The sequence below is a fragment of the Candidatus Francisella endociliophora genome, assembly GCF_000764555.1.
In the GTDB taxonomy this organism is placed as follows: Bacteria; Pseudomonadota; Gammaproteobacteria; order Francisellales; family Francisellaceae; genus Francisella; species Francisella endociliophora.
Window position 1 is genome coordinate 1,463,864 of the sequence record NZ_CP009574.1, and the last position, 12,445, is coordinate 1,476,308.

Here is a 12,445-nt window from a genome sequence, read left to right on the forward strand (position 1 = left end):
TAATATACAAGCTCGAAACACTTTCATTTTAAAAATCAAGGTTACCTTTAAAATTGTGTCCCTATTATGCTTTTAAAATTATCTAAATAAAAATCTATGATTTTGATAGTGCTTATTAGCATAGCTTATATAGAATTGACTAATTTATGCTACTTGATATTTAGGTGATCAATTATTTATTGGCATAGATTTTTTAGCTAATATCCAGAGTACAATAGCTAAAGTTCCAAGTAATATAAATATAAATGCTATCTGAATCATATTTGTAAGATGTATATATGAGAATGTTATTAACCCAACACCTGTGAAAAACATTTTGATAGAGCTTTGAACAGCACTTGCAATTCCCTTATCACTCTTGAAGCCTTGCATGCACATTGATAATGTTAATGGGGCTATTATCCCACATAAAAGGGCTGTGCCAGCTCCAAAGAAGATTATTGCTAAGGTGTTTTGATAAAAGTTAAATACTAGAATGAAAATAACAAAGTGAAGCAGGTAAAGTTTTAATATCAGGCTAAAAGATTTTTCAGACGAGTATTTATAGAATATGCGTTGGAGTGAAAAGGCACCAGTTGCTAAGCTTATCGCATATATACTATTAATGTATCCGTTTGTTATTACGGGCACTCCTTGGTTATGTAGCACAAATGGAAGCATATTATAAAAGCCTATTGAGTATGTGTAGAACAGGGCAGATAATAAGCTCATTATGAAAAAATACTTATCTTTGAAAAAGAAGATGTATTTTCTTAGAGTACTTTTATAATCTATTTTGTATTTTTGATTTCGAGATGTTTCTGGCATTGCAATAAAAATAAGTAAAAAAACTACAACATTTATTAACATCAAAGTGACTAAAGAGAATCTCCAAGAACTAACTGATTGTATAAATGCACCTAATACTGGAGCAATACATGGAGAGATTTGGCTAGCTAAAGCATATAGTGAGAATGATTTTTTTAATCTTTTAGGATTGTGTGAAATATCTGCTACTATTGATCTGCTTATCACAGGACAGCCAGCACTACCAATCGCAGTGATTATTCTTCCTACATAAAAAGATATGATTCCTTGTGCAAATGCTGAGATTAACACACCTAAGATAGTTATACTTAAAGATATTAGTATAAGCTTTTTACGACCATATCTATCGCTTAAAAAGCCATATGGTAACTGAAAGATGCCTAGTATAAGCATATAGATTAGAACGCTGTTTTTTAGTATTGCTTGAGATGTATCAAAATCATTTTTAATATATGGTAGAGAAGGGCTAATGAAGTCTATGGACATTAGTCCGGTTAGTACAATTAGTCCACTAAAGGCTAAAGATATTCTATAAGCTTTAAGCATACAATTCTGATACATATAAAAGGAATAGAGTTCAATTCTCTTACAAAAAGATTTAATTTTGAAGCTTTATTTATAAATTTGGAAGAATTGGTATTTAGAAAAATAAATAGAAAGATCAGAGGTTGAAGATTAATCTTCTTTTTTATCAATTTTACTAGCTACGAAACAAGCAACTGTAACTGCTAGACTTGCTGAAACAAACCATGCTAAATAATACATATAAAACTCCTTTTTAGTACATCTCTAATGAGTTAGCTTTAACTTCTGCAGCAGATGTTCTACGACCATTTGCCCACATTTTTTTATACACAAAGAATGTATAAGTAAATATGATTGGAAGAATGATAACTGCTGCACATAATATACCAATCAGTGAAGTTTGGCTACTGCTTGCGTTGAATACTGTCAAACTATACTGGAAATCACCAACATTAGACACCATGATGAATGGGAATAATGCAAAACCTACTGTTAAAACAGCACCTAATAAAGAAGCCATGCTAGCTAAGAACGCAGCACCATCTTTATCTTGGCTGTTAAACTTGATTACAAGTATTGCGCCAACTACGGCTAAGACTGGAGCAAACCACATCCAAATAGTTTGCACTTGTGTGAAGTTGTAGTACCAAGAGTAGTCAGATGTTACAGCACCTGCAGTAAATGCATGATGTAAAGCATCTGAGTTATGCGCTAGGCTAGCATCAACAGTATACTGGTAGCCTGGTATAAATGCTATCCAAATAGCAGCCACTACAAATAGTAGTATGTATATCATAGCTGTTACATTTGTAATTTTTCTAAATCTATCTCTTAAAACTCCTTCAGTTCTAAGCTTAGCATAAGCGGAACCGTGCATTAGAGACATGTTTAATGCAAAAATACCAAACAGTAATGCAAATGGAGTTAATAGGTGAATTAGAGTGATCCACATAGACTGATATTGTCCATTTGTCACAGTACCATAGATAAGTCTAGCTGTATCATCATAAGAGATAGGGAAGCCTAAGTATAGATTACCAACTGCAACCCCCATAACAACTATAGGAATAACACTACCTAATACAAGCATCCAATCCCAGAAGTTGCGCCATTTTTGATTATCAATTTTCTTTCTGTATTCAAAAGCAGGTGGTCTTAAGAAAAGTCCCCATAACACAACTAAAATCGCTATATACAAACCAGAGAAGCTAGTTGCATAAACCTGTGGCCAAATAGCAAAGATAGCACCACCGGCTGTGATGAACCAAACTTGAGAGCCATCCCATGTAGGACCTACAGTATTTATGATAGCTCTTTTTTCGTAGTCATCTTTACCAACAAACTTAGCAAGAATACCTACACCAAAGTCAAAACCAACAGTGGCAGCTACTAAAAATATTAGTACACCTACTACTAGCCAAGAGATAATTTGTAAAACATCTAATAACATTTATCTCTCCTTATTTATCTTTTTTATTTTGTTCAAAATGATATTTACCAGTACCTAATGAGCTAGGTCCAAGTCTTGCATATTTAAACATTAAGAACACCATCACAGCAAATAATGCAGCATCTATTAGGCAGAAGATAGCCATAGACGTACCAACATCAAAAGCAGTTAGAGCTGATGAACTAATATTTGTAGGAAGTTCATTGTAAACTGTCCAAGGTTGACGACCATGTTCAGTTACGTACCAACCAGCAAGACATGCAATATATGGTAAAGGTATTGTCCAAGTCATTACTCTTAGGATAAATCTACCAAATGCATTACTAGTAAGAGCATTTTTAGCTAGTAGGATTAATCCTACTACTATCAATGTAAACATAAAGAAGCCAATGAATACCATGATTCTGAAAGTCCAGAACACGCTTGGTACATCAGGAACCATGTTTGTAGCTACTGCTTTAACAAGTTCAGGGTCATTAGCTGCTTTAGTGATACTTGCAGAATCAGCGGAACCATATTTTTCTTGAGCCGCTAATACTAACATCTTACCGAAGCCCATGTATTTTTGATAAGCAGGGTTATTGTAGTTAGCATAACTGCTATCAGGAGTTTCGCCAGTGTTTCCAGCTTCTCTCCATTTTAGAAGATCAGCATAAGCAAGACCACCATCTTTGATCATAACTAGAGCAGAAGGCACTTTTTCATATACGTCTGGGTTAGCAGCAGCAATTTCTGGAGAAACATCGGCCGTCATACCTGTTTGAATATTTCTATAGTATGCGTAATTAGGGTCTCTAGTGCCGTTAGCATCTGCCTTACCATATAGGATTGCTTTAACCCCAGGTATCTCTGTATCAGTAGAGTGAGTAGCAATTAGACCAAGAACTGCGGGAACAGGAACATCAAAATTATTCTCTTGCTCTTCTTGGTTAGGGAATGCTATTGCATTAAATGCAGCAGGTGCTTCTGAGGTATCCCACTCTGCTTCGATTGCAGCCATTTTTAAAGGTTGTACTTTAAATACGTCTACACCGTTAGCATCACCGAAGATAATTGCAACTAAACAAGTTACTAATCCAAAACCTAGGCCGATACCTATAGATCTTTTAGCAAAAGCAGTATCACGGCCTTTAATTAAATAGAAGGCACTGATACCAACTACAAACATTGCTGCTGTAGTATATCCTGCAGTCATCACGTGACCAAAGTTTGTTTGAGCTGTATGGTTTAAGAATACATCTAATAAACTAACTGTTTCCATTCTCATAGTGGAAGCCACAAACTCAGAACCTACTGGGTGTTGCATGTATCCATTTGCAACAAGGATAAGTAGAGCTGAAAAGCTTGATCCTATAGCCATACAGAATGAAGAAAGTAAATGTTGTTTCTTAGATAATTTATCCCAACCAAAGAAAAATAAACCAGCAAAAGTAGATTCAAGCATAAATGCTGCTAAACCTTCAATAGCTAGAGGTGTACCAAAGATATCACCTACTGATTGAGAGTAGTATGACCAGTTAGTACCAAATTCAAACTCCATGGTTAAACCAGTGATAATTCCTAGAGCGAAGTTTATTCCAAGTAACTTACCCCAAAATTTCACCATATCTTTATATACTTGTTTACCTGTTCTTACATACATTAGCTCCATTGTGAAAACAATCCACGTTAGACCTAAAGTTAGCGGAACAAATAAAAAGTGAAATAATGCTGTTAGACCAAACTGCCATCTTGCTAAGTCAACAGACAAAAGCGTTGGTAACATATTGCTTCTCCTTATTATATTATCGAGTAACTAAACGTTGTTGATTTTTTAAAAAAGTTAAGGAAGAAAAAAGCAGGCTAATTTCAGGCACGATTACTTTCGTCTAACCTTATCATTACACAACTCAAATTGTAGCACAATAAATCATAAAAACAAAAAAATAAATTTTGCTGAAAGCCTTTGTTTATAAGGTTTTCAGTATACTGAAATGGTATAGTATCTTTATACCGAACTAGTATAGATTTTGTCTATCCTAGGCGGTCAAAGGGCGGGCGAGTTTTGTGAAAGAGAAAAGGTTGGTAGTGTGATATTATGATTGGATAAGATCTATTTTTTTAAGTAAACTTTCTTCATCAAATTCTTTTCTATCAATCTTTATATATATTGCTTTTTCTTCTAAGCAAATGGTAAATTCGTATACCCCATCTTCAGCATGTAATATATTTTTTAGCTTTTCTTCAAAAGTGTAGTCAAGAGTGTCAATTTTACATACTTTTGAGTTTAAATAAGTTGGTTCAGCCATCATGATGGTAACTATTAGCCATGAAACTGCTAGTATTGTGCAGAATATTAAAACTCCGGCAATTCCAAAATGATGGTAAGTGATACCTCCTACCATGCCACCAATAAATATACCAAAAAATTGGCAGCTTGAGAAAACGCCCATAGCAGTTCCTTTACTACCTATAGGGGCTATTTTCGATACCCATGATGGTAGGCATGACTCTAGAAATGTAAAGGCAGCAAAAAACAGGGTAAGTATTACGCATAAGATTAGTGTGTGAGTATAGCTTATTACTAATAATGCAAGGCAAGCTCCTAGTAGGGCAACAGCAACTGTAAAAAACTTTTTCATCTTGCGTTGGACTTCGGCGATCATTACGAATGGGAACATCATTGCAAAAGAAATAATTAATACAGGAAGGTATATTAACCATTGATAGTCTGCGGGAATGTCTAAGATGTTTGTAAGGATTGGTGGTATAACTATGAATAGGGCTGTTAAAGAAGCATGTAAACAAAAAATTCCGTAGTTAAGCTTAAGAAGTTCTTTGTGAGTTATTACATTCTTAATTAATGTAAATACTGGTTTTGCTTCATGGTGGAAGCTCGGTGTTTTTGGTGTTGGGACTTTTGATAATATAAAGATACTTATACAACCAAAAGCAGCTGTAATCCAAAATATTCCTGATAGTCCAACAATGCTATTTAATATTGAGCTAATCATCATTGCTACTAAAAATGAGAAGCCAATAGACATGCCGATTAGAGACATCGCTTTGAGACGGTTCTCCTCTTTTGTTGAGTCAGCTACTAGTGCTGTTAGGGTGCTTCCAACAGCTCCGGAACCCTGGATAGCTCTTCCTATAATTATTCCATAGATTGTTGTTGAGCATGCTGCAATTATGCTACCAATTATAAAAAATATTAATCCTATTAAGATTATAGGTTTGCGTCCAAACTTATCAGAAAGTATGCTAAGGACTATCTGTAGCATTGCTTGACTTAAGCCATAGACTCCTAAAGCTAAGCCTATTAGGAAAGGTGTGGCATATTGTAGGTGATTTATATATAAGCTAAATATTGGAAATATTATAAATAACCCAATCATTCTAAAGCTATATATTAGTGATATATTAACAGTGGTTTTAAATTCTTTATTGTACATTGTTTGATTAATCTTAATAAAGTAAGCAAGAGTATAACGAATGTACTTGCGTAATTAAATATCATATATTCTCTCACCGCGGTTTTTTTTTTTTGAGTTGTACTATATAATGTACTAGTTTGGTGAAGTATACGCTTGAAAAAGCGCTGTATTTTAATTTAAATTAAGGGAATGTATTCACAATGAACTGGAAAAAATACTTACTAATATTATCTAGTATTATCGGGTTACTATCTTTATCAGGTTGTAAAGGTGGTGTTTGGAATCCGATGGGAGTTATTACAGCACAAGAAAAGCACTTGTTGATATTTGCAACAGTGCTTATGCTTTTTGTTGTTATCCCAGTTATAATCTTGACTTTGTTGTTTGCTTGGAAGTATCGCGATGGTGCGGATTCTGAGTATCGTCCAACTTGGAGTCATAGTAACAAGCTAGAGATAATCTGTTGGGGTGTTCCATTTGTAATAATTCTAGTTTTAGCAATTGTTACTTGGAAGACTACTCACTCATTAAGCCCATATAAAGCTTTAGAATCTGATAAGAAGCCTCTTGAGATAGATGTGGTTGCGTTAAATTGGAAGTGGATGTTTATCTACCCAGAGCAAGACATTGCTACAGTTAACTATATTGAGATTCCAAAAGATCGTCCTGTTAACTTTAAGATCACTTCAGCAGCGCCTATGAACTCGTTCTTTATTCCTGAGTTGGCGGGTCAGATTTATGCAATGACTGGTATGACTACACAACTTCATTTGATTGCTACAAATGAAGGTAAGTATCGCGGTTTCTCTGCTAACTATACTGGTGAAGGTTTTGCTGGAATGCAATTCTATACAAAAGTAACTAGTCAAAATGATTTTGATAATTGGGTTAAAGAAGTTAAAGATGGTAAACATCAAGACTTAACATGGGATTACTTCTGGAGCGATCTTGTAAAAGATTCTGAAAACAATCCAGTAGCATACTATTCTCATGTGGATAAGAACTTATTTGGTGATATCGTGATGTCATATATGATGCCAAACTATAAGCCAGGCGATATGGCTGAAGGTATGTCTGGCATGCATATGCATCATTAGTAATAAGTAGTAGTTGTATAAATAGGAGACAAATATGCTAGAAGCATTGATTGGAAAACTAAGTAATCCACATTTGGTGTTTCCATACCTATATGAACCAGTAAGCCAACAGTTAATTATTCTGGGCATGTTTATTGGTATTGTAGTTGCAGGTGTGGCACTAGTTGGTGGTATTACATACTTTAAAAAATGGGGATACTTATGGAGTGAGTGGTTTACTACTATCGACCATAAGAAAATAGGAACAATGTATACTATCGTTGCGTTAGTTATGATGTTCCGTGGGTTTGTTGATGCTGCAATGATGAGAACTCAGCAAGCATTAGCATCTGGTAGTAGCACAGGTTATCTAATTCCTGAGCATTTTGACCAGATCTTTACAGCTCATGGTGTGATCATGATTTTCTTCGTTGCGATGCCATTGATCTTTGCCCTAATGAACTGGGTAATTCCTCTACAAATTGGTGCGCGTGATGTTGCATTCCCATACATGAACTCGTTGAGTTTTTGGTTGTTTGTAGTTGGTGCTATGCTTATAAATATTTCACTATTAGTTGGTGATTTTGCTCACGCTGGTTGGTTGGCTTATCCGCCATTCTCTGAGACGGCATATAGCCCAACTGTAGGGACAGACTATTATATATGGGGTCTACAAATATCAGGTATTGGTTCACTAATGACTGGTATTAACTTCTTCGTAACTATTATTAAGATGCGTTGTAAGGGTATGACTCTAATGAAGATGCCTATCTTTACTTGGGCTTCTTTATGTTCTGTTGTTCTTGTGATCGCAGCGTTCCCTGTATTGACAGTAACTTTAGCATTATTAACTTTAGATAGATATTTCGGTACTCATTTCTTCACTGTCTCTGGTGGTGGTGATCAAATGATGTATGTGAACCTTATTTGGATATGGGGACACCCAGAGGTATATATTCTTGTATTACCTATGTTTGGTGTGTATTCTGAAGTTGCTGCAACATTCTCGAAAAAGCCATTATTTGGTTACGCGACTATGGTTTGGGCAAGTGTAGCGATTACTGTATTATCTTTTGCAGTATGGCTACATCACTTCTTCACAATGGGAGCAAGTGCAAATGTGAATGCTTTCTTTGGAATTATGACGATGATTATCGCGATTCCAACAGGTGTTAAGATCTTTAACTGGTTATTTACTATGTACAAGGGTCGTATCACATTCTCAACTCCTATGATGTGGTTAGTTGGCTTTATGATAGTTTTCTCTGTCGGTGGTATGACAGGTGTATTATTATCTGTTCCAGGTGTTGACTTCCAGATGCATAACAGTGTATTCCTAATTGCTCACTTCCATAATGTAATTATTGGTGGTGTTGTGTTCGGTGCGTTTGCTGGTCTTACTTTTTGGTTCCCGAAAATATTTGGATTTAAACTAAATGAGCGTTTAGGTAAATATTCATTCTGGTGTTGGTTTATAGGTTTCTTTGTAGCATTTATGCCTTTATATATTTTAGGTATGATGGGTATGACAAGAAGACTATATCACTATGATGCATCTACAGGTTACCAATCGCTACTAGTTTTAGCTTGGGTTGGTGCGTTAATTATTGGTTTAGGTATCTTCTTTCAAGTATTACAAATTATTGTAAGTATTAAACAAAGAGATCAAAACCGTGTTGGTGCTGATGCTTGGGGATATGGACGTACTCTAGAGTGGGGCATACCATCTCCAGTTCCTTTCTATAACTTCTCTCACGATCCTGTTGTTGAAGAACGTGATGGATATTGGGATCATAAGCAAAAAGGTCTAGATGTTGATAATACTCCTATAGATGCACCTAAGAAATATGAAGATATTCATATGCCAAGAAATACTGCTGTTGGTGTCGTAATCGGTGCATTCAGCTTTGTATTTGGTTTTGCTGCTGTATGGCATATATGGTGGTTAGCTATCGTAGGCGTTGTGGGTATAATTGGTACAGTTCTATATAGATCATTTGACTATGATATTGACTACTATGTCAAAGCTGATGAAGTTAAAGAAGTTGATAGTAAATATAATGAGAAAGGGGAGTTACACGCATGAGTACAGTAACTGCAGATAATCATCATCACGAACATCACTTTGATGGTTCTAAAAACGTATTTGGTTTTTGGATATACATCATGAGTGACTGTGTGCTTTTTGCAACACTATTTGCAGTGTTTGCAGTATTTCATAAGCACACTTTTGGTGGTCCAGGAGCTCAAGAGCTTTTTAGCCTGCCATACGTATTTGTTGAAACTATGCTTCTTTTAGTAAGTAGTTTCACGTTTGGTTTAGCTATGCTTAACCGTAATTCTGACAATATAAACCATGTAATCAAATTTTTATGGGTCACTTTCTTCTTGGGATTAGGATTCATAATCATGGAAGTGCATGAATTTTATGAGTTAGCGATGGAAGGCCATACTTGGGCTTCAAGTGCATTTTTGTCATCATTCTTTACACTTGTAGGAACTCATGGTTTACACGTATCTATGGGTCTTATCTGGATTGTGAGTATGATATTACAGCTTAAGAAGCATGGTATGACTCCGATGGCTAAAACAAAGCTTACTTATCTAGGCTTGTTCTGGCATTTCTTAGATATCGTATGGATATTTGTATTCTCAATAGTTTACTTATTAGGAGCGGTATAATATGGCTGGTTTATATGATAAAGATACAGGTGCTGCATACGGTACTCATAAAAGCTATATCCAAGGTTTCGTTTTATCAGTAGTTATTACTACTATAGCGTTTATATTGGTTGGATTTAAATTATTATCTCCAGTTGCTTTATGTGTAACAGTAGCAGTATTAGCAATAGTACAACTTTTTGTACAGTTAATTTATTTCTTACATTTGAGTACAGATTCAGAGGCACGTTGGAACTTAATAAGTGCAGTATTTGCTATTATTGTAGTTTTGATTGTGGTTGCTGGTACTATATGGATCATGTTTGATCTATATACAATGATGATGTAATTCTTTTAATATTTTTCTTATTATGTCTTTTAAAAAATATCTTCAACTGGCTAAGCCAGGAATTATTTTTGGTAATCTAATTACTCTTACAGGCGGCTTTTTATTGGCTACTCATCGAGAGATAGGGTTTGAGTATTTACCTTTATTTTTTTATGTAATGCTTGGTGTTGCATTGATGATTGCATCTGGGTGTGTATTTAATAATATCTATGATAAAGATATTGATAGCAAAATGGCACGTACCCAGAAACGTCCTTTAGTCACAGGAGATATCTCTGTAATACAGGCAACTATTTATGGCTCAGTATTGTTGATACTTAGCTGCGCTGTTTTGTATTATCTTGTTAATCTTTTGACCTTATGGATTATTATAATTGGCTTTATTGTATATGTGGGTATTTATACAGTATCAAAACGCATTACAATCCATGCTACAGTGTTGGGTGGTATCTCAGGGGCTATCCCTCCAGTAGCTGGGTATACAGCAGTTGTTAATCATCTGGATTATAATGCTCTTGGATTATTTCTAATTTTGTTCTTTTGGCAGATACCTCATTCATTTGCTATAGCTATGTTATATATGGATGACTATAAGAAAGTTAAGCTTCCTATGTTGCCTTTAGTAAAAGGTGTAGCATATACAAAGAAAATAATGCTCGTATATTTAGTTTTATTTGTAATATCTTGTGCTTTACCAACAATGTTAGGTACAGCCGATTTGATATCATTTGTTATATGTATGTTAATAGCGATTTTTTGGCTATATAAGTCTGCTAGGTCATACGTGCAAGATGAAGATAGAGTCTATGCAAAAACAGTATTTAAATTTTCAATTATTGTAATCACAGTTATTTGCCTAACTATTGGATAATACCAATCCTAATACAAGCTCATACTTTCTCACTTTGTGTTTCATGCCTATTTTAACCCTTTAATATTTGCCAATAGCTATTGCTATTACCTGTATATTAAAAACTTAAATTAGACATAAATTCTTTTGTGATAATTGTATTAACTTATATTGGAATTGGTATAAACTCTATAGATCTATGTTTAAGCTTTTTGCTAAAGCTTTGAGTTTTTTCATTGTCTCAGGTAAATGCCTTACAGCAGCCCATTGTTTAGCTAGCTGACGACCTTCTACCGCTGGATATCCCATATGGCTCTCTCCAGCTGGAATATCGTGCATGACTCCTGCTTTACCACCAACACGAGCTCCACTACCTATATTAACATGGTCTTTCACTCCAGCATTACCAGCAATAATTACACCATCACCAATATTTACAGAGCCACTGATACCAGCTTGACCACATATCATACAACCTTTACCAATAATGACATTATGTCCAATCTGGACTAAATTATCTATCTTGGTATAGTCGCCAATAATTGTTGAACCATATTTAGCGTTATCGATACAAGTGTTTGAGCCAATATCAACAAAGCTACCTATTACAACATTGCCAATATGGGGAATTCTTACGATACTTTTACCATCTTCTGATGGTCTGTAGCCAAAGCCGTCTGTTCCAATCGAACAATTTGAATATAGTCTACAGAAATGTCCTATTACGGTTCTGTCTCTAATAGTAACACTTGGCCATATGATGCAATTAGTACCGATAGTTGTATCATTATAAATACAGACATTAGCATATATAATTGTGTTATCGCCAATTTCAACATTTTTACCAATATAGGCTCCAGGACCAATAGAGACATTTTTACCTATTTTTGCAGTCGGATCTATCACAGCTTTTTCGTGAATACCATTTTGCTCTGGATAAGGTATTGCAAACATTTCTAATACTTTTGCCATTGCCAGGTCAGCATTTTCAACTACGATTATCGGTTTATTATTTATTTGAGCTACTTCTTCGCTAATTTTTTTACTAACTATTGCAGCACAAGCTTTTGAATCTTTCCAGAATCTAATGTGTTCTGCTTTGTCTATTAAAGTTAGGTCATTTTCTTTAGCGAATTCTGCGTAGTTTAGCCCAGTAACTGTGATTTCTTCATTTAATTTATTGATTGTTTTTGCTTGAATCTTTTCAGATATTTCTTTAAGTGTGTATTTCAAGTATTCCCCCTAGGGATTTGGGTTATAAATTTATCATATATAGATTATTTTAACAGGTTAGTTGCTATTTAGATACTT

The 12,445-nt window shown here is 34.8% G+C and carries 11 protein-coding genes; 5 read left to right on the forward strand and 6 right to left on the reverse strand.

Features of this window, described 5'->3' with window-relative positions; translation table 11 throughout:
- Positions 1 to 168: 168 nt before the first annotated feature.
- The 5 genes from QI37_RS07175 to QI37_RS07190 form a co-directional block, all read right to left on the reverse strand.
- Positions 169 to 1,353, reverse strand: a complete 1,185-nt coding sequence (locus QI37_RS07175; protein ID WP_040010750.1) for an MFS transporter — start codon at positions 1,351 to 1,353, stop codon at positions 169 to 171.
- A 129-nt stretch (positions 1,354 to 1,482) separates the two neighbouring features.
- Positions 1,483 to 1,572 carry a cytochrome bd oxidase small subunit, CydX/CbdX family gene (locus QI37_RS10135; protein ID WP_081946995.1) on the reverse strand — a complete coding sequence of 30 codons (90 nt, stop codon included), beginning with the start codon at positions 1,570 to 1,572 and terminating at the stop codon, positions 1,483 to 1,485.
- 13 nt (positions 1,573 to 1,585) lie between these two features.
- Complete coding sequence (cydB, locus tag QI37_RS07180; RefSeq protein WP_040010000.1) at positions 1,586 to 2,782, reverse strand: cytochrome d ubiquinol oxidase subunit II; 1,197 nt, start codon at positions 2,780 to 2,782, stop codon at positions 1,586 to 1,588.
- Positions 2,783 to 2,792: 10 nt separating this feature from the next.
- Positions 2,793 to 4,547, reverse strand: coding sequence for a cytochrome ubiquinol oxidase subunit I (locus QI37_RS07185; protein ID WP_040010001.1), 1,755 nt, complete (start codon positions 4,545 to 4,547; stop codon positions 2,793 to 2,795).
- Positions 4,548 to 4,857: 310 nt separating this feature from the next.
- The gene (locus QI37_RS07190; protein ID WP_040010002.1) at positions 4,858 to 6,216 is read right to left on the reverse strand and encodes an MFS transporter; all 1,359 of its coding nucleotides are present in this window, start codon (positions 6,214 to 6,216) and stop codon (positions 4,858 to 4,860) included.
- Positions 6,217 to 6,398: 182 nt separating this feature from the next.
- Between QI37_RS07190 and cyoA the strand changes: the two genes are divergently transcribed.
- From cyoA to cyoE, 5 genes are read left to right on the forward strand one after another with little or no spacing between them, the layout of a single operon-like run.
- Positions 6,399 to 7,295 (forward strand): ubiquinol oxidase subunit II, encoded by an 897-nt coding sequence (gene cyoA, locus QI37_RS07195; RefSeq protein WP_040010003.1) that lies wholly within the window; start codon positions 6,399 to 6,401, stop codon positions 7,293 to 7,295.
- Positions 7,296 to 7,329: 34 nt separating this feature from the next.
- Positions 7,330 to 9,360 (forward strand): cytochrome o ubiquinol oxidase subunit I, encoded by a 2,031-nt coding sequence (gene cyoB, locus QI37_RS07200; RefSeq protein ID WP_040010004.1) that lies wholly within the window; start codon positions 7,330 to 7,332, stop codon positions 9,358 to 9,360.
- Positions 9,357 to 9,956 carry a cytochrome o ubiquinol oxidase subunit III gene (cyoC, locus tag QI37_RS07205; RefSeq protein ID WP_040010006.1) on the forward strand — a complete coding sequence of 200 codons (600 nt, stop codon included), beginning with the start codon at positions 9,357 to 9,359 and terminating at the stop codon, positions 9,954 to 9,956. Before cyoB ends, cyoC begins: the two co-directional genes overlap by 4 nt.
- A 1-nt stretch (position 9,957) precedes the next feature.
- Positions 9,958 to 10,284, forward strand: coding sequence for a cytochrome o ubiquinol oxidase subunit IV (gene cyoD, locus QI37_RS07210; protein ID WP_040010007.1), 327 nt, complete (start codon positions 9,958 to 9,960; stop codon positions 10,282 to 10,284).
- Between the two features lie 22 nt (positions 10,285 to 10,306).
- Positions 10,307 to 11,155: a heme o synthase gene (gene cyoE / locus QI37_RS07215; RefSeq protein ID WP_040010008.1), complete on the forward strand. Its 849-nt coding sequence runs from the start codon at positions 10,307 to 10,309 to the stop codon at positions 11,153 to 11,155.
- 168 nt (positions 11,156 to 11,323) lie between these two features.
- Here cyoE and lpxD read toward each other — a convergent pair whose 3' ends face one another.
- Positions 11,324 to 12,367: a UDP-3-O-(3-hydroxymyristoyl)glucosamine N-acyltransferase gene (lpxD, locus tag QI37_RS07220; RefSeq protein ID WP_040010009.1), complete on the reverse strand. Its 1,044-nt coding sequence runs from the start codon at positions 12,365 to 12,367 to the stop codon at positions 11,324 to 11,326.
- Positions 12,368 to 12,445: the final 78 nt, after the last annotated feature.

Coding starts and splice junctions, on each gene's coding strand:
- QI37_RS07190 (WP_040010002.1), bottom strand. CDS start 6,216: ATGTACAATAAAGAATTTAAAACCACTGTTAATATATCACTAATATAT.
- QI37_RS07185 (WP_040010001.1), bottom strand. CDS start 4,547: ATGTTACCAACGCTTTTGTCTGTTGACTTAGCAAGATGGCAGTTTGGT.
- cyoC (WP_040010006.1), top strand. CDS start 9,357: ATGAGTACAGTAACTGCAGATAATCATCATCACGAACATCACTTTGAT.
- cyoE (WP_040010008.1), top strand. CDS start 10,307: ATGTCTTTTAAAAAATATCTTCAACTGGCTAAGCCAGGAATTATTTTT.
- QI37_RS10135 (WP_081946995.1), bottom strand. CDS start 1,572: ATGTATTATTTAGCATGGTTTGTTTCAGCAAGTCTAGCAGTTACAGTT.
- cydB (WP_040010000.1), bottom strand. CDS start 2,782: ATGTTATTAGATGTTTTACAAATTATCTCTTGGCTAGTAGTAGGTGTA.
- cyoA (WP_040010003.1), top strand. CDS start 6,399: ATGAACTGGAAAAAATACTTACTAATATTATCTAGTATTATCGGGTTA.
- cyoD (WP_040010007.1), top strand. CDS start 9,958: ATGGCTGGTTTATATGATAAAGATACAGGTGCTGCATACGGTACTCAT.
- cyoB (WP_040010004.1), top strand. CDS start 7,330: ATGCTAGAAGCATTGATTGGAAAACTAAGTAATCCACATTTGGTGTTT.
- QI37_RS07175 (WP_040010750.1), bottom strand. CDS start 1,353: ATGCTTAAAGCTTATAGAATATCTTTAGCCTTTAGTGGACTAATTGTA.